This is a genomic window from Methylobacterium komagatae (genome assembly GCF_042661665.1).
Taxonomy (GTDB): domain Bacteria; phylum Pseudomonadota; class Alphaproteobacteria; order Rhizobiales; family Beijerinckiaceae; genus Methylobacterium; species Methylobacterium komagatae.
The window spans coordinates 212,709-233,309 of sequence record NZ_JBHSWN010000001.1; the positions used below are offsets into that span (position 1 = coordinate 212,709).

The 20,601-nt window shown below is 66.6% G+C and carries 17 protein-coding genes and 2 pseudogenes; 12 read left to right on the top strand and 7 right to left on the bottom strand.

The genetic code is table 11. The features are described 5' to 3' along the window. Positions 1–36: 36 nt before the first annotated feature. Complete coding sequence (locus ACFQE0_RS01065) at positions 37–1,650, bottom strand: peptide chain release factor 3 (RefSeq protein ID WP_378966264.1); 1,614 nt, start codon at positions 1,648–1,650, stop codon at positions 37–39. Positions 1,651–1,829: 179 nt separating this feature from the next. On the opposite strand from ACFQE0_RS01065, the gene ACFQE0_RS01070 reads away from it, so the two are divergent. Together ACFQE0_RS01070 and ACFQE0_RS01075 are read left to right on the top strand one after the other, a co-directional pair. Beyond that, positions 1,830–3,341 carry a DUF1800 domain-containing protein gene (locus tag ACFQE0_RS01070; RefSeq protein WP_378966266.1) on the top strand — a complete coding sequence of 504 codons (1,512 nt, stop codon included), beginning with the start codon at positions 1,830–1,832 and terminating at the stop codon, positions 3,339–3,341. Further along, the gene (locus ACFQE0_RS01075) at positions 3,338–4,510 is read left to right on the top strand and encodes a DUF1501 domain-containing protein (RefSeq protein WP_378966268.1); all 1,173 of its coding nucleotides are present in this window, start codon (positions 3,338–3,340) and stop codon (positions 4,508–4,510) included. The genes ACFQE0_RS01070 and ACFQE0_RS01075 overlap by 4 nt, the downstream gene beginning before the upstream one ends. On the opposite strand, the gene ACFQE0_RS01080 is transcribed toward ACFQE0_RS01075, so the two are convergent. Continuing rightward, positions 4,507–5,565, bottom strand: coding sequence for a threonine aldolase family protein (locus tag ACFQE0_RS01080; RefSeq protein WP_378966271.1), 1,059 nt, complete (start codon positions 5,563–5,565; stop codon positions 4,507–4,509). The two genes, ACFQE0_RS01075 and ACFQE0_RS01080, sit on opposite strands and share 4 nt — an antisense overlap. Positions 5,566–5,826: 261 nt before the next feature. Between ACFQE0_RS01080 and rpsU the strand changes: the two genes are divergently transcribed. Further along, entirely contained in the window at positions 5,827–6,156 is a 330-nt protein-coding gene (rpsU, locus tag ACFQE0_RS01085) for a 30S ribosomal protein S21 (RefSeq protein ID WP_378966273.1), read from the top strand. Positions 6,157–6,287: 131 nt separating this feature from the next. Here the strand turns inward: rpsU and ACFQE0_RS01090 are convergent, their stop codons facing one another. Beyond that, a complete protein-coding gene (locus tag ACFQE0_RS01090; RefSeq protein ID WP_378966275.1) occupies positions 6,288–7,232 on the bottom strand; it encodes a hypothetical protein in 945 nt (314 codons plus the stop codon). A 333-nt stretch (positions 7,233–7,565) separates the two neighbouring features. On the opposite strand from ACFQE0_RS01090, the gene ACFQE0_RS01095 reads away from it, so the two are divergent. The 5 genes and pseudogenes from ACFQE0_RS01095 to ACFQE0_RS01115 all read left to right on the top strand — a co-directional run bounded on the left by ACFQE0_RS01095 (position 7,566) and on the right by ACFQE0_RS01115 (position 11,382). Continuing rightward, positions 7,566–8,948, top strand: a complete 1,383-nt coding sequence (locus tag ACFQE0_RS01095; RefSeq protein WP_378966278.1) for an ATP-binding protein — start codon at positions 7,566–7,568, stop codon at positions 8,946–8,948. Further along, positions 8,945–9,620: pseudogene (locus tag ACFQE0_RS01100) on the top strand (response regulator transcription factor). The gene ACFQE0_RS01095 and the pseudogene ACFQE0_RS01100 overlap by 4 nt, the downstream one beginning before the upstream one ends. A 110-nt stretch (positions 9,621–9,730) precedes the next feature. After that, a complete protein-coding gene (locus tag ACFQE0_RS01105) occupies positions 9,731–10,201 on the top strand; it encodes a tellurite resistance TerB family protein (RefSeq protein WP_378966280.1) in 471 nt (156 codons plus the stop codon). Continuing rightward, entirely contained in the window at positions 10,198–10,602 is a 405-nt protein-coding gene (locus tag ACFQE0_RS01110) for a CidA/LrgA family protein (RefSeq protein ID WP_378966282.1), read from the top strand. Before ACFQE0_RS01105 ends, ACFQE0_RS01110 begins: the two co-directional genes overlap by 4 nt. Positions 10,603–10,605: 3 nt before the next feature. Beyond that, positions 10,606–11,382, top strand: a complete 777-nt coding sequence (locus ACFQE0_RS01115) for an LrgB family protein (RefSeq protein ID WP_378966284.1) — start codon at positions 10,606–10,608, stop codon at positions 11,380–11,382. Here the strand turns inward: ACFQE0_RS01115 and ACFQE0_RS01120 are convergent. Then, the gene (locus ACFQE0_RS01120) at positions 11,330–12,427 is read right to left on the bottom strand and encodes an NAD(P)/FAD-dependent oxidoreductase (RefSeq protein ID WP_378966286.1); all 1,098 of its coding nucleotides are present in this window, start codon (positions 12,425–12,427) and stop codon (positions 11,330–11,332) included. The two genes, ACFQE0_RS01115 and ACFQE0_RS01120, sit on opposite strands and share 53 nt — an antisense overlap. A 433-nt stretch (positions 12,428–12,860) precedes the next feature. On the opposite strand from ACFQE0_RS01120, the gene ACFQE0_RS01125 reads away from it, so the two are divergent. Continuing rightward, on the top strand, positions 12,861–13,304 hold the full coding sequence (locus ACFQE0_RS01125; protein ID WP_378966288.1) for a Ros/MucR family transcriptional regulator: 444 nt from the start codon (positions 12,861–12,863) through the stop codon (positions 13,302–13,304). Here ACFQE0_RS01125 and ACFQE0_RS01130 read toward each other — a convergent pair. Beyond that, a complete protein-coding gene (locus tag ACFQE0_RS01130; RefSeq protein WP_378966290.1) occupies positions 13,291–15,906 on the bottom strand; it encodes an MGH1-like glycoside hydrolase domain-containing protein in 2,616 nt (871 codons plus the stop codon). The genes ACFQE0_RS01125 and ACFQE0_RS01130 overlap by 14 nt on opposite strands. Positions 15,907–16,115: 209 nt before the next feature. Between ACFQE0_RS01130 and ACFQE0_RS01135 the strand changes: the two genes are divergently transcribed. Next, positions 16,116–17,270, top strand: coding sequence for a GGDEF domain-containing protein (locus ACFQE0_RS01135; RefSeq protein ID WP_378966293.1), 1,155 nt, complete (start codon positions 16,116–16,118; stop codon positions 17,268–17,270). A gap of 35 nt (positions 17,271–17,305) precedes the next feature. Further along, positions 17,306–17,512 (top strand): SlyX family protein, encoded by a 207-nt coding sequence (locus ACFQE0_RS01140; protein ID WP_378966295.1) that lies wholly within the window; start codon positions 17,306–17,308, stop codon positions 17,510–17,512. 4 nt (positions 17,513–17,516) lie between these two features. Here the strand turns inward: ACFQE0_RS01140 and ACFQE0_RS01145 are convergent. Beyond that, a pseudogene (locus ACFQE0_RS01145) lies at positions 17,517–18,949 on the bottom strand (NAD-dependent succinate-semialdehyde dehydrogenase). Positions 18,950–19,063: 114 nt separating this feature from the next. Next, positions 19,064–19,855, bottom strand: coding sequence for a class II glutamine amidotransferase (locus tag ACFQE0_RS01150; protein WP_378966297.1), 792 nt, complete (start codon positions 19,853–19,855; stop codon positions 19,064–19,066). Between the two features lie 323 nt (positions 19,856–20,178). On the opposite strand from ACFQE0_RS01150, the gene ACFQE0_RS01155 reads away from it, so the two are divergent. Beyond that, the gene (locus tag ACFQE0_RS01155) at positions 20,179–20,574 is read left to right on the top strand and encodes a response regulator (protein WP_378966299.1); all 396 of its coding nucleotides are present in this window, start codon (positions 20,179–20,181) and stop codon (positions 20,572–20,574) included. Positions 20,575–20,601 lie beyond the last annotated feature (27 nt).

Here is a 20,601-nt window from a genome sequence, read left to right on the forward strand (position 1 = left end):
ATGCGGGGGACGCCCTGACGCCCCCCGCCGCTCAAATCATTCCGCCCGCTTCTGATAATCCTTCACGTCGGTGAAGCTCACGGACGGGTACCGCTCCTCCTCGTACCGGAGAGAGAAAGCGGTCGTGGCCATGAAGACCGGGGCCCCGTCGAGGTCACGGGCCATGGCCGAGTTGTGGCTGTCGATGAACTTGTCGAGATCGGTCTCCGAATCTGACGTAACCCACCGGCACACGGTGAATCGCGACATCTCGTAATCGACCGGCAGGCCGTATTCCGCCTGCAACCGCTCCTTCAGCACGTCGAGCTGCAGCGCGCCGACCACACCCACGATGGCTTGGCTACCGTCGTAGGGAACGAAAACCTGCACGACACCCTCTTCGCCCATCTGCTGAAGCGCCTCCTTCAGCTTCTTGGCCTTCATGGCGTCGGTGAGCTTGATCCGGCGCAGGATTTCCGGCGCGAAGCTCGGGACGCCGCGGAACACGATCTCCTCGCCCTCGGTGAGCGTGTCGCCGATGCGAAGCGTCCCGTGGTTCGGGATGCCGACCACGTCGCCCGCATAAGCCTCGTCCGCGATGGCGCGGTCCTGGGCGAAAAAGAATTGCGGGGCCGAGAGCGAGATCGGCTTACCGGTGCGCACAAGCCGGGCCTTCATGCCCCGGTTCAGCTTGCCCGAGCAGACCCGCATGAAGGCGATGCGGTCCCGGTGGTTCGGATCCATGTTCGCCTGGATCTTGAACACGAAGCCGGTCATCCGCGCCTCGGACGGCTCCACGCGGCGCTTGTCGGCATCCTGTCCGCGCGGCGCCGGAGCCACCTTGGCGAGCCCGTCGATCAGGTCGCGCACCCCGAAATTCCGCAGCGCCGAGCCGAAGAAGACCGGCGTCAGATGGCCCTCGCGGAATGCGTCGAGATCGAACGCCTTCAGACCGCCCTGGGCCAACTCGACCTCCTCGCGCCACGCATCGGCGGCGCCGTTCTCGGTGAGCAACTCGTCGAACAGCGGATCTTCCGGCCCGGAGACCGGAACCGTTCCCCCATCGTCGGCGGCGTCGAGGCGGCGCACCCGGTTCATGCCGAGTTCGTACGTGCCCGAGAAGTTGCGCCCCGAGCCGATCGGCCACGTCACAGGGGCGGCGTCGAGGGCGAGCGTCTTCTCAATCTCGTCCAAAATGTCGAACGGATCGCGCGACTCGCGGTCGAGCTTATTCACGAAGGTGACGATCGGGATGTCGCGCAGGCGGCAGACCTCGAACAGCTTGCGCGTCCGCGCCTCGATGCCCTTCGCCGCGTCGATCACCATCACGGCCGAATCGACCGCCGTGAGCGTGCGGTAGGTGTCTTCCGAGAAGTCCTCGTGGCCCGGCGTGTCGAGCAGGTTGAAGACGCAATCACCGTACTCGAACGTCATCACCGACGTGACGACGGAGATGCCGCGCTCCTTCTCGATGCCCATCCAATCCGAGCGCGTGGAGACACGGTTGCGCTTCGCCTTGACCTCGCCCGCAAGTTGGATCGCCCCGCCGAACAGCAGTAACTTCTCGGTGAGCGTCGTCTTGCCCGCGTCCGGGTGAGAAATGATGGCGAAGGTCCGCCGCCGGGCCACCGGATCGGCCGGAGGCGCCTCGGTTCTTGTCTGCATCAACATGGGAAGGTCTTCGTCGCGCGTGTGCGGTTTGGCGACGGTGTACCCCGTGCGCCCGAAGCGGCCAAGGGAGCCGCCCGCGAGGACCGACCCGCCGCTGCAACGAAGTGCAATTTTCACGACACATCCCCGACATTCTCCGGGGCCAGCCTGACCCTCCGAGAACGGAGAGACTTCGAGCGATGATGCGATCCGCCTGGAGATCGGCTCTGGCCGGTGCGGCGTTGCTCGTTGCCGCCTCGCCGCTGGCGGCCACGCCCTCGCCTGCTCAGGACGCCGCCTTCCTCGACGCGCTGACCTGGGGCGTCTCGCCCTCCTCCTTCGCCGAGTTGCGGACCAAGGGCCGCGACGCATGGCTGAAGGAGCAGCTGCGCCCGCAGGCCGCCCCCGCCCTACCGACCGAGGTCAAGGCCTTGCTCCCGGCCGGGCCCCGAGACAGCTTGTCCGAAAGGACATTCTACCTCGAAGCGCTCCAACGCGCGGCCAATTCTGAGCCGGACCCCGAGGCGCGCAAGAACGCGCAGCAATACAATCAGGCATTGTTCAACGCCGAGGCTCGGCAAGCGGCCAGCGCGACGATCCTGAGGGCGCTCTACGCCCCGGACCAGCTGCGCGAGCGGCTGACGTGGTTCTGGTTCAACCGGTTCAATGTCCACCAGAACAAGGGATTGGTGCGCGTCTGGATCGGCGATTACGTCGACACCGCGATTCGTCCGCACGCCCTCGGGCGTTTCCGCGATCTTCTAGAAGCCACGCTGCGCCACCCGGCCATGCTGCGCTACCTCGACAATACCGACAACGCGGCGGGCCGGATCAACGAGAACTATGCCCGCGAGATCATGGAACTGCACACGATGGGCGTCGGCTCGGGCTACACGCAGGCCGATGTCGAGGCGCTGGCGCGGATCCTGACCGGACTCGGCATCGCGAGTGGCCGCGAGGCCATCAAGCTCCGGCCAGAGCACAAGGCCGACCTGATCCAAGACGGCCTGTTCCTGTTTAACCCGAACCGGCATGATTACGGCGACAAGGTCTTCCTCGGCCACACGATCAAGGGCCGCGGGTTCGGCGAGGTCGAGGAGGCGTTGGATCTCATCGCCCATTCATTTGCCACCGCACGCAACGTCACGCGGGCGCTGGCGACCTATTATCTCGGCCACCCGCCGGACGACGCCCTGGCGACCCGGCTCGCGGAGGTCTTTACCCGCTCCGACGGCGATACCGCTGCCGTGATGGACGCCTTGATCCACAGCGAGGCCTTCGCGTCGATCTGCGAGGGCTCGTTCAAGGACCCGATGCGCTATGTCTTCTCGGCGCTTCGCATGGCCTATGACCGGCGGGTCATCCTCAACACAGGCCCGGTGATCGGCTGGTTGAACCGGCTTGGGCAGGGACTTTTTGCCCGCACCACGCCGGATGGCTACGCCCTCGATCCCGCCGCCTGGGCGGGGCCCGGCCAGATGATGGCGCGGTTCGAGGTGGCCAGGCAGATCGGCTCCGGACCAGCGGGCCTGTTCAAGCCTACATCCAGCGACCAGCCGGACAAGCCGGCCTTCCCGCTCATCGCCAACGGCCTCTACTTCGCCGCCCTCGAACCGGCCCTGAGCGCCGCCACCCGGACGGCACTCGCCCAGGCGATCTCGCCGCAGGACTGGAACACGCTTTATCTCGCCTCACCGGAATTCGCCCGATGAACCGTCGCGATCTCCTCCGCAGCGCTTCCGCCCTTGGCCTGTCGACCGTCGCGGGCCGCGTCTGGGCCGCGCCCAAGGCCGATGCTCGCCTCCTCGTCGTGTTCCTGCGTGGCGCCTACGACGCGGCCAACGTCGTGATCCCCACCGGCAGCGACTTCTATTATCGCGTGCGCCCGAACCTCGCCGTCGCGAAGCAGGATGCCCTTGCCCTCGACGGGGATTGGGGCCTGCACCCGGCTTTGCGCGACACGATCATGCCCCTCTACGCAAAGGGGCAGGCCGCCTTCGTACCCTTCGCGGGAACCGACGACCTGACGCGGAGCCATTTCGAGACACAGGACACGATCGAGCTCGGCCAGACGATCGGCGCCTCGCGCGACTACAATTCCGGCTTCATGGCGCGTCTCGCGGCCGAGCTGACCCGGGTTCGCCCGATCGCCTTCACGGAGCAACTTCCGCTGATTTTCCGGGGCGGGGCCGAGCCGGTGCCGAACATCGCCATCAACGGTGTCGGCAAGCCCGCGATCGACGACCGGCAGGCTGCCCTCATCGCCGCGATGTACAAGGACACGCCGCTGGCGAATGCCGTCGCGGAGGGCTTCCGGGTGCGCAACGAGGTCTACCAGTCGATCTCGAACCATGCCGATCAGGCCGACCGGGGCGCCGCTTCGCCCAAGGGCTTCGAGCTGTCGGCCCGGCGTATCGGCCGCCTCATGCGCGACACGTTCAACCTCGGCTTCGTGGATGTCGGCGGCTGGGACACGCATGTGAACCAGGGCGGCGCCAAGGGCTACCTCGCGGATCGCCTGGGCGAGCTCGGCCGGGGCATCGCGGGCTTCGCCGAGGAGATCGGCCCCGGCTGGTCCGACACGGTGGTGGTCGTGGTCTCGGAATTCGGCCGCACCTTCCGCGAGAACGGATCGCGCGGGACCGACCACGGCCATGGCTCGACCTATTGGGTGCTCGGCGGCGGCATCCGGGGCGGACGCATCGCCGGGCCGCAGGTTCGCGCCGACGAGGCACACCTGTTCCAGAACCGCGACTGGCCGGTCCTGACCGATTATCGCTCGCTGCTCTCGGGGCTGCTCGGCCGCCTCTACGGCCTGGACCAGAACGCGTTGAAGCGGATCTTCCCGGGCAACGAACCCGCCAATCTCGCGCTGATCTAAGCCGCCGCGACGGCGAGCGACCGCAGATCCGCGATCAGCGCATCAACGCGCTTATCCTGAGCGTCCCAGCCGAACATGAAACGGGCGCCACCGCCGATGAAAGTGTAGAAGCGCCAGCCCCGCGCACGCAGGCCCTCGGCCATGGCAGGCGGCAAGCTGAGAAAGACGGCGTTCGCCTCGACCGGGAACAACGCTCGGACGCCCGGCAAGCCTGCTACGGCCGCCGCGAAGCGGGTGGCGGTCGCGTTGCCATGGGCGCCGTTGCGAAGCCACGCGCCGCTTTCCAGCATCCCGACCCAGGGCGCGGCGAGGAAGCGCATCTTCGAGGCGAGCTGCCCCGCCTGCTTGCATCGATAGCCGAAATCCTCCGCGAGCTTCTCATCGAAGAATACGACGGCCTCGCCCGCATGCATGCCGTTCTTGGTGCCGCCGAAGCATAGGACATCGACACCCGCCCGCCACGTCATGTCGGCAGGCCTGCATCCGAGGTTGGCGCAGGCGTTGGCGAAGCGGGAACCGTCCATGTGCAGGGCGAGGCCAAGGCGACGGCACTCCTCCGAGAGGGCGCGGATCTCGGCCAAGGTATAGACCTGGCCCGTCTCGGTCGGCTGGGTGATCGTCACCACGCGAGGCCGGGGGAAGTGAATGTCGCTGCGGTTGGTCGCGAGCGAGCGGATCGCCTGCGGCGTCAGCTTGCCGCCCTCGGTGCGGACGGTGAGCAGCTTCGAACCGTTGGAAAAGAATTCCGGCGCGCCGCATTCGTCGGTCTCGACATGGGCTGAATCGGCGCAGATCACGCTGTGGTAGGATTGACACAGGGCGGCCAGAGCGAGCGCGTTGGCTGCCGTCCCGTTGAAGGCGAAGAACACTTCGCACCGTGTTTCGAACAGCGCGCGGAAGGCATCCGCCGCGCGGGCAGTCCAGGCATCTTCGCCGTAGGCCGGGGCGTGGCCGCTGTTGGCGGCTTCCATGGCCGCCCACGCTTCCGGACAGATGCCGGAATAGTTGTCGCTGGCGAATTGCTGCGACGGATCGGGGGTCTGGTCGAGAGCCATGAACGGATCATAGCATCCCCCTGGCAGCCATGGCCAAACCGCCTTGCGCATGGGCACCGTGCGGTCCCGCGAAGACCGCTCGCGCATCTTGGATCTCGGCAGCGCATGGTGTAGAAGCCCAGCCAAGGCGCGTTCCACGTGCCGATTCGTAGACCGATCTTGCGCGTCCCTCCTGGGCCTGATCCGGGCGAGGGACTTTGTCGGTTTACGTATCGGCGACTGGCCGCGCGTTCAACGACTTAGGCCAAAGGATCTCTTCCGTTGCAGGTACTTGTTCGCGACAATAACGTCGATCAGGCTCTCCGCGTCCTCAAGAAGAAGATGCAGCGCGAGGGCATTTTCCGTGAGATGAAGCAGCGGAAGGCTTACGAGAAGCCGTCCGTGCGCCGCGCCCGCGAGAAGGCCGAGGCCGTTCGCCGCGCCCGCAAGCAGGCCCGCAAGACCGCGATCCGCGAGGGCCTGATCGCCGCTCCGAAGCCGAAGCCCCGCGTCGCCGGCGCTGGCCGCCGTCCCGGCCTGCCCACCGCCTCGCAGGCTCAGACCAATCAGGGTCAGTTCTCGGCCGCCAACGCCCCGGCCACCGCGGCCTGATTGGCAGACCCGCCCGAACGGCGGGTCATACAGTTCAAGGGCCTGGACCGCTCACGCGGTCCAGGCCCTTTTTCGTTCAACAGGGAAAGTACGTCGCCGCGCTGTAAGCGCAGCGACGTGATGGCGACGCCTCAAAACGCGTTGCGTACGGCATCCCCCAGAGCGCTGACGCTATCCTTGATCTTGCGACCCGTCGGCGCCAGCGAGGGCAGCTTCACGCCGAGGATCTCGGTCTCATCGGAGTCCGGCTCGGCCGCCGCGGTCTGGGTTACCGCCGGCTTGGCGGTGGCAGGCTTCGCGGTTGCGACCTTGGCGGGCGCGGGAGAGGGAGCAGGCTTAGCGGGCGTCGGCTTGGCGGTGGCGACCTTGGCGGGCTCAGGAGCAGGCTTCGCCGTAGCGACGACCGGCTTCGGCTTGGCTGGCACAGGCGTCGCCACTGCGATGTGACCGGGATGCGCCGGCTTGACGATAGCGGCCTCACGGGGCTTGGCGGGCTCTTCCGCAGCCACAGCCTCGTCGCGCGCCCGTACGCTTTCCGTAGAGCGCGGCGCGAGGGCCGCCACGGTCCGGGTCGGCGCTACGATCTTGGTGGCAGGCGGCGCTTCGACCACGGCGATCTCGGTCGGCACGGGGATCCGCGCGGTCGGCGCGACGGGCGTGGGCCGTTCCGCGACGGGCGCGGGCTTGGGCGCGGCCTGCGGCAGACGCGGCACATCGTCGGCGAAGGCCTTCGGATCTGACGTGAAGGCGGCCATGCGCGGACCGGCCGAAGCCTTCGGTGCGTCCGGCTTCGTTTCGGTGATCTTCACCGGCTCGCCGGCTTTGGCGGGCAGGCCGTCCTTGAAGTCGGGCCAGCTGGAGGCGAGGCCGGCGGCGGCAACAGCAGGCTTGCGGAGGACGGGCGTTGGCTGGACGAGACCCGCCATCACGGACGAGGCCGCGACCGCGAAGCCCGTCAGCGCGGCGGCGCCCACGGCGCTCGCCAGCAGAAGCCGCACGACACTGCGCTTGCCCTTCGGCACGGCGGCGGCGCGGGGGCTGCGCCTCTCCGACGTGTCGAGGAGAAACTCGGACATCAATGGCGATCCTGGACCTGATGCGCGGCGATCAAGATCGGAGCGCCCGGATTCGGCCGGACCGGCCCGATGCTGTCGCCCGACACTGGCAACGTTGCCGATTGAGGGCTCACAATACGGCGCAATGATGTCGCCGCCCGGCGATCTTGCAGAAGATCCAGTTGCATCGAGGCGAGGCGAAGTCATCCACAGGATTTACGACGTATCGCTTAAGGAATAGTCATCGCATCGATATCGGGGACATCCCCAGAGCAACCTGAAAGCGGCTCTCGTCACTCCGTGGATACGCGCCCGAACCTGTTGCCCCCGCCTGGCACCGCTCCGGCTCGCAGCATGCCGTGGTCCCAGTGGTCGACCCGCACGCGACTCGTCGCCGTGGTGCTGCTCATCGATGTCATGGCCGCCGCCATCTCTTGCGGGGTCGTCGTGTTCAACGCACGCAACGCCGTGCGGGTCGAGACCCGCGCCTCCCTGGCCACGGTGGAGAACCTCGTGGCCGACACGATCCGCCTGTCGAATACGGCCGCGCCGGAAACCGTGCTTCAGACCCTGGATCTTCGTTTCCGCGCCCTGCGGCATGTGCGCGTCACGGTGCTGGACGTCGAGGGCCACCACGTCGGCCGAGATGAACCGGGCCGCAAGGCGAGCCGGGAGGCTCCGGAATGGTTCTCCGACATGATCCTTCCGCCGATCGAGCGGCACAGCCTGCCGATCCGCGTCGGAGGCCGGGTGCTCGGCACGGCCCAGATCATGACGCAGCCCATGGACGAGATCGAAGAGATCTGGGGCTATGCCCGCGCGCTCTCGCTCACGACCTTCGCCATCAACGCCGCCATGCTGGTGGCCCTGTTCCTAGCGCTGGGCAAGATCCTCGCCCCCCTGAATCGCCTGGGCGAGGCGCTGACGCAGCTTGAACATCACGACTATACGGCCCGCCTCCATCCGCCGGGCACGCCGGAACTGGCGGTGATCGCGGAGCGGTTCAACAAGGTGGCCGAGGCCCTGGCGCAAACCCGTTCGGCCAACGCCAACCTCAACCAGAAGCTCCTCACGGCGCAGGATGACGAGCGCCGCCGCACCGCCCTGGAGTTACACGACGATTTTGGCCCCTGCCTCTTCGCCCTGGAAGCGAATGCCGCCTCCATCGCCCGCATCGCGGCGGGCGCTCGTGACGTCGACCGGAGCAAGCTCGCCGCGCGGGCGGCGGAGATCGGCACCATCGTCGGACAGGTCCAAGGGGTGAACCGGGCGCTCCTGAACCGCCTGCGCCCGCACGGGCTCGGTCAGGCCCCCCTCCCCACCTGCCTCGATCTGCTCCTGCGCGGCTTCGGCGAACGGCACCCCGGCACGACCTTCATCGGCCGGTTCGATAATCTCGCGCGGGGTTACAACGACCTCGTGGACCTGACCATTTTCCGCTGCGTGCAGGAAAGCGCCACGAATGCCGTGCGGCATGGCGGCGCCAAGCGCGTCGAGGCCACGGCGAACGACCGGGACGGCACCGTCACCGTCGAAATCCGCGACGACGGCACCGGCATTCCCGCCGGGCACCGGATCGGGCTCGGGTTATCGGGGATGCGTGAACGTGTCGAAGCCCTCCAGGGGACTTTCACACTTGACAATAACGGCCCGGGCGCGATCGTCCGTATCGCCATCCCGATCCCGCCAGAGCGGAGCCGGGAGACTGAAGATCTTTCTCCCGCGCAGAGCGTATGAACGCCATCGCCTCACAGATCGAGCCCGCCACGACGCGCCTGCCGGTGCTGGTGATCGACGATCATCCGATCGTCCTGCAAGGGTGCCGCCGCGTCCTTGAGGATGCCGGGATCGAGACTATCGCCGAGGCGACGACCGTCGTCGGTGGCTATCGCATCTTCCACCGCCTGCGTCCGCCGGTGGTGATCTGCGACCTGACGTTTCAAGGCAGTGGCCTCGCCGGTCTCGGGCTGATCCGGCGGATCCGCGCCGTGGCGCCGACCACGCGGATCCTCGTCTTCAGCATGCACAACGATCCGGTGATCGTTGCCCGTGCCCTCGAAGCGGGGGCGCTCGGCTACGTCCTGAAGGATCACGCCTCGGCCGAATTGTTCGACGCCTTCGAGAAGGTGCGGCATGGGGAGGTCTACCTCGACCGGCGGCTCGCCACCGAGGTCGCGATGCTGCGCGCCGATGCCCGCCGTACGCCGGAATTGCAGGCTCACCCCGCGCGAGCAGCAGATCCTGGCCCGACTCGCCCAGGGGCGGTCCTACGGCGCGATCGCGGCCGACCTGTCGGTCAGCTACAAGACCGTCACCAACTCCTGCTCGCAGATGCGCCAGAAGCTCGGCGTGCGCACCTTGGCGGAGCTGATTCACGTGGCCGTCACCCATGCGCAACGTCAGGGCTGAGCCGCCCGAGCGATGCATGAGAGCCACGGCCAGGCGTAACCTGTCCGGGCCAGCTTGACGCAGGCGTGTTGGGACCGAATTCTCCGGTCTACGGTTGGCCCGGAGCGGACATGTCCCTGATCGCACGTCTGCGTGCCTATGCCGAGGAAGCTCTCGGCCTCGGCACCTCCGAGGGGCGCGGCCCGGCCGACGATACGCACCTTGCGGCCACCGCGCTGCTCGTTCACGTCGCCCGCGTCGACGGCATCCTCGACCCATCCGAGAGCGAGCGCCTCGCCCGCTTGGTGCAGGGCCGCTACGCCGATAGTCCCGCCGCCGCGGAGGCGCTCATCGCCCGCGCCACCGCTGTCGATGCGGAAGTCCGCGACGTGGCGAGCCTCGTGGAAATGATTCCGCATGCGGCGAACGACTCGGAACGGCAGGCGCTTCTCACCATGGCTTGGTCCGTCGCTGGTGCGGACGGCAAGGTCGATGAGTTCGAAGAAGCGCTCGTGGAACGACTGGGCCGCCTGCTCGGCTTCGACGATGCGGGCATCGCCGCCGCGCGGCACAGCGGCCTTTCGGGGGCGCCCGCCGAATGATCGCAAGCCTTGCCCTGATCCTGCTGGCGCAACTCTGCGGTGAGGCGATCGCCCGGGGCTTCGGCCTTCCGGTGCCCGGCCCGGTCATCGGCATGGGGCTGATGTTCGCCTTCCTCCTGGCGCGTGATGCGAAAAGCAGCCCTCTGCGCCGCCTGCTCCCCGCGCCGCTGGTGGACGGCAACCTGGAAACGATCGCCAAAGGCCTTCTCGCCAACCTGTCGCTGCTGTTCGTGCCCGCAGGCGTCGGCGTCGTCGGACGGCTCGACCTCCTGAAGACTCAAGGAGCGAAGCTGGCGGTCATCCTTCTCGTCTCGACGGCGGTGTCCCTGCTCACCACCGTTTTCGTGTTTCGCGCCGTCTCCGCCCTCGTGGATCGTCGCGGCGGCAAAGAGGACGTCTGAGCGATGGAGGGAGGCGATTTCTCCCTGTGGGTCTATCTGGCCCGCACGCCGCTTCTCTGGCTCACCGTAACGCTGACGGCCTATGTCGCGGCGGACAGGATCGCCGCCGCCACGGGCCGACATCCGCTGGCGAACCCCGTTCTCGTGGCGGTAGTGTTCGTGGCCGTCGTCCTGGCCGTGACCGGCACGCCCTACCCCACGTATTTCGAGGGCGCGCAGTTCGTCCACTTTCTGCTCGGCCCGGCGACGGTGGTGCTGGCCTTCCCGCTCTATGAGCGCCGCGCCACGGTGAAACGCGCTTTGGTCCCGATGCTGGCGGCCTTGGCGGCGGGATCGGTGGTGACGCTCATTTGCGTCATCGTCCTCGCGCGACTCTTTTCCATCCCGCAGCCGATCCTCGTCTCGCTGGCGCCGAAATCCGTCACGTCGGGCGTCGCGATGGGTATCGCGGCGACGCTGGGCGGCGATCCGACCCTTACGGCCATCCTCGTGATCCTCACCGGCATCATCGGAGCGATCCTCGTGACGCCGATGATGGAGGCGCTCAACATCTCCGATATGCGCGCCCGTGGTTTCGCGGCAGGTCTCGCCGCGCACGGCATCGGCACCGCTCGCGCCTTTCAGGTGAGCGAAGTGGCGGGCACCTTTGCCGGCATCGCCATGGGGTTGAACGCCTTCGTCACGGCGATCCTCGCGCCGCTTGCCCTTCACCTGATCGAGCTGAGGATCAGGATTCCAAGCGGTCGGCCACGTCCTCGGCCAGCGACAGGCTGGATGTGAGGCCGGGGCTCTCGATCCCGAACAGATGCACGAGGCCGGGCAACCCATGCTCGACCGGTCCCTCAATGCGAAAATCCGCGGCTGGCTCGCCGGGTCCCGTCAGCTTCGGGCGCAACCCGGCATAGTCGGGGAACAGAACGCCCTCGGGCAGGCCGGGCCAATAGCGGCGGATCGCGCCGTAGAACGATTCCGCCCGGCCTGGATCGACGCGGTAATCGGGCACGTCGATCCATTCGACATCGGGCCCGAACCGGACTCGTCCGTTCAGATCGAGGGTGAGGTGGATACCGAGTCCGCCATCGACGCGCGGCGCCGGATAGATCAAACGGGTGAAGGCGGGCTTGCCGGTGCAGCCGAAGTAATTGCCCCGCGCGAGATGGAGCCGGGGCACGGAGGATTCGGGATAGCCCTCGGTCCGCGCCGCAATGCCGGGCGCCCCGAACCCCGCCGCGTTCACCACGGCGTCGAAGGGCATGGTACCCGCCTCGCCGCCGCCGAAGCTCGCCTGCCACTGCCCCTCGGCGCGGACCAGATGCTCGACCTTCGTCTGCACCGCGAGCGATCCGCCGCGATCTTCGATCTCCCCCAGTAACGCCAGCATCAGGGCATGGCTGTCGATGATGCCGGTATTGGGCGAGTGCAGCGCCAGAGTGCAGGCAAGATTCGGCTCGAGGCGCTTGGCCTGCGCTGCATCCAAGAGTTCGAGACCTTCAACGCCGTTCGCATCGCCCCGGTCGCGGATCGCGGCAATGGCCGACGCCTCTCCGGCGTCGCCCGCGACGATGAGCTTGCCGCAGCGGCGGTGCGGTACCCCATGTGTCTCACAGAATCGGAACAGTGCCCGCGCGCCCTCGACGCAATGACGGGCCCGGAGCGAACCCACCGGATAATACATCCCCGCGTGGATCACCTCGGATGAGCGGGACGACACCCCCGTACCGATGGCCTTCTCGGCCTCGGCGACGATGACGGCATGCCCACGCAACGCCATCGCCCGTCCGACCGCGAGGCCAACCACCCCCGCTCCGATGACGAGCACATCCATCGCGCGTCCCTTCCCAAAACTGTCCAGCCGGACCTTTAGCGGCTCGCGCCGGACTCGCCCACCGCGTTGCAGGCCGACCGAGGCGGAATTTCAGGCGCCTGAATCGACCGCAGATTGTACGCACTAACCCACTTTAGGGCGGCGATGACAGGGACAAACTTTCGTAACGCTGCTGCAAGGGCCTGTGCAGCTCAGAAAAAGGCGCTTGAAACGCTGGAAACGACTAAAGATCAAGCAAAGCGGCGTTGACGGATGAATGCAATCATAAGTAGTATAGTATCATAGTGTACACCGGCGAAGACGGGGCGGCTGCGGGGGCAGTGGACGGCCCGTCAGACAGGGGGGCCGGGGCGTACCTGCATCCAGGGCATGACCGCGCAGGGGACCGGCGAAAAGGGCCCTTATGCGGTGATGTTGAAACCAGGAACTTACGATGACCGACAAGCCGACCGTGGAACTCGCGACCCGGATCTTGACCGCCTATGTCAGTCGTAATCGCGTGCCGGCGACGAACCTTCCCGAATTGTTGACCGAGATTCACCAGGCCATCCATGGCCTGTCGACCCCCCAGAAGGCGACCCTGCAACGTCCGACCCCGGCGCAGATCTCCGCCTCCATCCGGCCCGACGCGATCACGAGCTTTGAGGACGGGAAGCCCTATAAGGCGCTCCGCCGGCACCTGACCCTGCGCGGACTGACGCCGGAGACCTACCGCGCCAAGTGGGGCCTGCCGGTCGATTACCCGATGGTCTGCGCCACCTACAGCGCGCGCCGTTCGGAGATCTCGCGGGAGATCAGCGTCGGCCAGCAGCAGCGGGCCAAGTTGTCGGTGGTCGGCTCGTCCAAGGCGAAGGGAGCCGTCGCTACGGCTCCGTAAGCTCCTGGATCAGAAGGGCCACGAGGCCGGACCAACCGGTTTGATGCGAGGCGCCGACGCCGCGCCCCGTATCCCCATGGTAGTATTCATAGAATAGGATGTGGTCCCTGAAATGGGGATCCTCCTGTTCGATCCGACTCTCCCCATAGACGGCGCGGGTGCCGTTAGGCCCGCGCGTGGAAAGGGTGATCAATCGGCGGGAGATCTCGTCGGCGATCTGGCGCAGGGTGAGCATGCGCCCCGAGCCCGTCGGCGTCTCCACCGTGAAGTCCGGGCCGAAGTAATCGTGGAAGCGATGCAGGCTCGCGATCAGCAGGTAGTTTACCGGCATCCAGATCGGCCCGCGCCAGTTGGAATTGCCGCCGAACAGCCGTGAGCGTGACTCGGCCGGCTCATAGGCGAGGCCCAGATCCTGCCCGTTCCAGCTGAAGCAGAACGGCGCTTCCGCGTAGGCGCGTGAGACCGCCCTCACCCCGTGATCGGACAGGAATTCGACTGGGTCGAGCATCCGCCGCAGCAGGGCTTTTAACCGGTGTCCACGCAGGAGCGAGAGCAGGGCCGAGCGCCCGACCCCCGGCTCGTTCCAGCGGGAGACGAGGCGCCAGAGGTCGGGGCGGTTCTGCTGGAAGAAGATCAGCCGCTCACGCAGGTGAGGCAGGCGCTCGACATCCGCCTCCTTCAGCACCGCCACGGCCAGGATCGGAATGAGGCCGACCATGGTCCGCACTCGGATCGGTAGGCGGTCCTCCGGGGCTTCGATTACGTCGTAGAAGAAGCCGTCCGCCTCGTCCCAGACCCCATCCCCGGTGGCTGCCGCGATCAGGAGGAAGTGCTCGAAGAACTTCCCCGCCATGTCCTCGTAGGTCTGGTCCTCCAGCGCCAGCTCGATGGCGATGCGCATGAGGTTGAGGGCGTACATCGCCATCCAGGCGGTCGCATCAGATTGGGTCAGCGTCGCGCCGCCGCCGATGGGCTTGGAACGATCGAAGATGCCGATATTGTCCAGGCCGAGGAACCCACCCTGGAACAGGTTGCGGTCGTTCGCGTCCTTGCGGTTCACCCACCACGTGAAATTTAGCGTCAGACGGTTGAAGACGCGTTTGAGGAAGTCGTGATCGGGCTTGCCGGTCAGGGCACGGTCGAGTTCAAACACCCTCCATGCCGCCAGGGCGTGAAGCGGCGGGTTCGCATCTTCGAATCCCCATTCGTAAGCGGGCAAGGCCGCGTTGGGATGGCTGTAGGCATCGCCGATGAGGAGCAGGATCTGTTTCTTGGCGAAGTCGGGATCGATCATCGCGAAGACGATCGATTGCAGGGCAAGGTCCCAGGACGCGAACCAGGGGTATTCCCAGGAATCCGGCATCGAGATGATGTCGTTGGCGCGCAGGTGCATCCACTCGCTGTTGCGCCCGTGGCGGCGCTGTTCGGGCGGCGTCGGCTGTCCCGGATCGCCCACCAGCCACTCGCGCACATCGTAATGATAGAGCTGCTTCGACCACAGCATGCCCGCCAGCGCCTGACGCTGGACCAGACGCTGGTCGGGATCCGTCACCCGTGCTTGAAGGGCGGCGTAGAAGTCATCCGCCTCCTGCTCGCGGGCAGCGAAGACGGCGTCGAAATCCGCAAAGGGCTCGGCCCCCGCCTCCGCCGGGCGCAGCCTGAGGCGGATGGTGCGTGTCTCGCCCGGTGCGAGTTCGACATCGTAACGGGCCGCGCATTTCGTACCCGACTCGTCATGGACCGCACCGGCCTCACCCCCGACGACGTGCCGGTCGAACCCGTCCTTGAACAGACCCTCTGCCGGGCCGGTGCCATAGAGCCTGTGGGTGTTCGTCTCATTCTCGGTGAACAGCCACGCATCCGGCCTGTCGGCATGAAGCCTCAAGGTTGGCATCTCGGGATGCGTGGCCAACACGGCGCCCCCGTCGCGGCGCAGATTGGGCTTCTCGGCGCCCGGCTTCCAAGACCATAGGTTGCGCGCCCACATCTGCGGAAGCAGAGTGAGGCTCGCCGCCTCGGGACCGCGATTGGTGGCCCTCACCCGCATCAGGATGTCGTCGGGGGCAGCCTTGGCGTAGGAGATTTCGACGTCGAAGTAGCGGCCTTCATCGAACAGCCCGGTATCGAGAAGCTCGAATTCCGGCTCGTCGAGACCCCGTTTACAATTTTCCGTGATCAGCCGGGCATAGGGGAATTCCCCTTGCGGATACTTGTAGACCATTCGCATGAACGAATGTGTCGGTGTGCCGTCGAGGTAGTAATAAAGTTCCTTGACGTCCTCCCCGTGATTGCCTTCCCCATTGGTCAGGCCGAATAGGCGTTCCTTGAGGATCGGGTCCCGCCCATTCCAGAGGGCGAGCGACAAACACCAACGCAGATAAGTCTCGCCAAACCCGCCAATTCCGTCCTCGCCCCAGCGATAGGCGCGGGATCGAGCATGGTCGTGGGGAAAATACGTCCAGGCATCTCCCCCGGCACTGTAATCCTCGCGGACAGTGCCCCACTGGCGGTCGCTGAGGTAGGGTCCCCAGGCGCGCCACGCCGGATCCTGACGCGCGGCGACGAGGCGAAGCCCTTCTGCCGTCTCGAAAATCTGCGCCACGCGGCCTCCTCGAAACCCACGTTTCCTTCTTGCCGCGCGGGTGGGGTGGCAAGCAAGGCGCAGCACGCCCGAAGTCATTTTACGTCATGCCGCCAACTAACGCTGGGCGCGAAATGATACGTTTCAAGCAACCTTAGCTTGGCCATACGGCCATTCTGTGAGATATTTGAGCGTCGCCCGTCGGTCGGCAATTTCAGGGGGCGACGTCAGTGCCGGGTCTCGATCCCGCGACTCTGCTGATTGCGAGCTGTGCCACGACCTTCCTGGTCAGCGTGCAGTTCCTCGTCTCGTGGCGGCAAGCCCCGAAGGCCCGTTGCCTCGCCTATTGGGGCACTGCGCATTTCATCGGTTCCGTCGCCTCGGTCGGTCTCGCGCTACGCGGCTTCATTCCCGACTGGCTTTCGATCGGCGGCGCCAACGCGATGATGATCAGCGCCTACGGGCTGATTTGGTACGCGATCGGCCAATTCGAAAACCGGAAGCGGCATCTGTCGCTGGCATTTTCGGCGGGTCTCGCCTGGATCCTCCTTTGCCTGATCCCGGCCTTCTACGAATCCGTCGCCTACCGGGTTATGTTCGCCTCGACGGCTGCGACGCTCTATTGCTTCGGCGGCGCATGGGATTTCTGGCGGGGGCGGGCCGAGCCGCTGGCCTCCCGCCCCTTCGCCATCGGCCTGATGGTGTTCTACGGCTTCTGTTACCTCGTCCGCGTCCCGGCTGCGCTCCTCTTACCCCTGCCCGCACCCGAGGCGGCACTGTCCTCTTACTGGGTCGGCGTGCTGTGCCTTGCCGCGATGCTGTTCTCCATCGCCTCGGCCTTTACCTTCATCGGGCTGGTGAAAGAGCGGGCCGAGCGGATGCAAAGCGTCGCTGCGCGCACCGATTCGCTGACCGGCATCGCCAACCGGCGGGCCTTCGTCGAGGTGGCCGAGCACTTGATCGCCACCCGATCCGATACGGCCCTGCTGTTGTTCGACCTCGACCGGTTCAAGGCGATCAACGACCGCTACGGCCATGAGGTTGGAGATGCGGTCATCGTCGGCTTCTGCACCTTGGCGGCAGGGACGCTCCCGAAGCGCGCCATGTTCGGCCGCCTGGGCGGCGAGGAATTTGGCTGCCTGTTGATCGGCTCCTCACCCACCTCGGCGCTGAACGCGGCCGAGCGTGTCCGGCGCGCCTTTGCCACCATCACCCTCCCCCAATTCCCCGATCTCCGGCCGAGCGTCAGTGTGGGCGTCGCCCATGGGACAGACGACGGCGCATTCGAGCACCTGTTGCGTCGGGCGGACGAGGCGCTCTACGAGGCGAAGAAGGGCGGGCGGGACCGGGTCGAGATGGCCGATTTCGTCCTGCGCGTGGCGTAGGGACGCCACGCCCTCAGCCGCCCGCGGGAATGCCGATGGACGCGACCGAACGGATGGACCGGCTCGAGATCCGCCTCACCGAGCAAGAGGCGACGGTCGAGGACCTGAACCGGATCGTCACCGAGCAATGGACGCAGATCGACCGGCTGACGCGTCTCGTCGCCGCGTTACGCGAGCAGGTCGAGGAGGCGACGGCGCGGGCCGCGCAGCGCGGACCGGAACCGCCGCCTCCGCATTATTGAGAACCTAGAAATTCGCCTGGGTCACGAACTTCGTGACGAGGTAGGCGTCCAGGGCCTCAGGTCCGCCCTCGCTGCCGTAGCCGGAATCCTTCACGCCGCCGAAGGGCACTTCCGGCAGGGCGAGACCGTGGTGGTTGATCGAAATCATCCCGCTCTCGACATGATTCATCACCCGCGCCGACCGCTCGACCGAGCGGGTATAGGCATAGGCCGCGAGGCCGTAGGGCAGACGGTTGGCCTCCGCAAAGGCTTCGTCGTCATCCGAGAAGCGGTTGATCATCGCGATGGGGCCGAAGGGCTCCTCGTTCATCATCCGCGCCGTGAGCGGCACCTCTGTGAGCACGGTGGGCTCGAAGAAGTTGCCCCGGTTGCCGATGCGCTTGCCGCCCGTGCGAAGTGTGGCACCGGCGGATTCCGCATCGGCCGACAGCGCCTCGACGGCATTCAGGCGGCGGCTATGGATGAGCGGACCCATCTTGGTATCGGGGTCGAGCCCGTCACCGACCTTCATGCCCTTGGCGAAGGCGGTGAAGCCCGCGACGAACCGGTCGAACACCGAATCGTGGACCAGGAACCGCGTGGGTGACACGCAGACTTGGCCCGCATTGCGGAACTTCGACGGGGCAAGGACGGAGACCGCCTTCTCGACATCGGCATCGCCGAACACGATAGCCGGGGCGTGCCCGCCGAGCTCCATCGTCGCGCGCTTCATGTGCTCGCCGGCCAGGGCGGCGAGCTTCTTGCCGACCACAGTCGAGCCAGTGAACGAAATCTTCCGGACCACGGGATGCGGCACGAGATAGGCCGAGATCTCGCCCGGATCGCCATAGACCAGCGAGAGCGCATCCCCCGGAATGCCCGCATCGAGGAAGGCGCGGACGAGTTCGGCGCAGCTCGCAGGCGTGTCTTCCGGCCCCTTCAGGATGACGGTGCAGCCGGTACACAGGGCCGCCGAGATCTTGCGAACCGCTTGGTTGATCGGAAAATTCCAGGGCGTGAAGCAGGCGACGGGGCCGACCGGCTCCTTCACCACCGCTTGGAGCACGCCATCGGCGCGGGCGGGAATCACGCGGCCATAGGCGCGCTTTCCTCCTCTGCGAACCAATCGATGATGTCGGCGGCAGCAAGGGTCTCGATCCGCGCCTCGGCCAGAGGCTTGCCCTGTTCCATCGTCATGATGCGGGCGATGCCATCCGCGCGCTCGCGCAGCAGATCTGCCGCCTTGCGCATGCGCTTGCAGCGTTCGAACGGGGCGACCGCGCGCCAGAGAGGAAAGGCGCGGGCGGCGGCGGCCAGCGCCTCGTCCAGATCGGCCACCGTGGCGACGGCGCATTGCCCGATGGTCTCACCGTTCGCCGGGTTCAGAACGGCGAGGGTTTGGCTCTCGCCGCCCGAACGCCAGCGCCCGGCGATGTGCAGATCAGTATTGGGATACATGTGTCGCTCTCCGCACGAGCCGCAGGCCGGTTCGTCGCAGGCGGGATTTCGGCACGGGCGGCAGCGCGGAGCAATGCCGAAATCGAGATCGCAGCCCCGATCCGTGCGTGACCCTCACGCCGCGCGGCGCGGCGCAGCTTTCGTGGGGAGCGTCACGACCGAGGGGCTTCCCCGGCGGGCCTGAAGCGTCGCGCCCTTGGGCACGACCTGCCAGCCCTCGCGGCACCCATCGATGGGCTCGGACACCACGACGAGGCCGCCCGGACCTTCACGGAAGTAGAGGGTCGGCGGGCGGTTATCGCTGGCCCAGCGATAGGCAGTGAGTGATTCGCCATCGGTCACCACGGCGGTGAAGCGCAGCGGCTCCGCGACCGAGGCGGCCTGCATCAGACCCTGAACCGTCTCGACGGTGCGCGTCATGGCGCCGACCGGATCCTCCGCGAGGCCATTGGCCAGGGCCAGAAGGAAAATCGCCTCGGAATCGGTGCTGCCACGACGGCTGTCGTACAATTCGTCCGGGATTAGCGCCTCCAGTCGCCGCTTGATCCGGCAATACCCGCCGATCTGCCCGTTATGCATGAACAGGTGGCGGCCATGGGCGAAGGGATGGCAGTTCGCCCGGGCGGTGGCGGTGCCCGTGGAAGCTCGCACATGGGCGAAGAAGGTCCGCGCCCGCACCTGACCGCACAGGTTCACGAGGTTCTCGTCGGACCATGCGGGCGAGATATCGCGGTAGACGCCGGGCTCCGCGCGTTCGCCGTACCAACCGATGCCGAAGCCATCTCCGTTCGTCTCCGTCTTCCCTTCGTCGGCGTGCAGGGACTGATGCACGAGCGAGTGCGTCGGCGCGCAAACGAGGTCGGAGAGGAAGACCGGCTCACCAGAGTAGGCGAGGAAGCGGCACATGATCGGACGACAATCCTAAATGTCGGTCGGCGGAGGAATCCGCCCGACGTCCGCCGGGCTTGGAGCCGGCTTACGTCGTGTGAGTGTAAGGGTCACGCCGGGCCGGTGAACAGTTTCTTAACCGCCGCCGCCTTGCGCAAATTTGAAGCCTTCCGCCTGAAGTGCATGCTGCCTGATTGCAGGGCAGGCATACGCGACCGGCGTGCGACTCTTGTAGGCGGCTCCATGCCGGGCCAGCATGGCCGAATCGGGGAATCAATCGCACGAATCGGCGCTTTCCCCTGAAGAGGCCGTTGCCCCCAACCATCAGACAGGAGCCATCAATGGACTGCGCACGCACGGAGAGTCACGCCCCGATCGCCCTCGTTGTCGAGGACGATGCCGAGATCCGCGACCTTGCGACGGCGGTCCTTGAGGAAACCGATCTTGGCGTGATCGCCTGCGAGAGCGCGGAAGATGCGCTGTCGATCCTTGAGCGCGGCGACGTCACCGTGGCGCTACTTTTCGCCGATGTCCGCCTGACGGGCGAGATGGACGGCCTTTCCCTGGCTCAGACGGTCGAGCGCCGCTGGCCGGACGTGCGGGTGATTGTCACATCCGGCGTGACCGAGGATGTCATTCTGCCGGACGGCGCCGTGTTCATGCAGAAGCCGTGGCGCGCCTTCGACGTGCTGGTGCAGGCCGAGCGCGCCACCCTCGACATGAAAAAGGCGGCCTAGGCCGCCTGAAGCCCGCATCTCACTCAG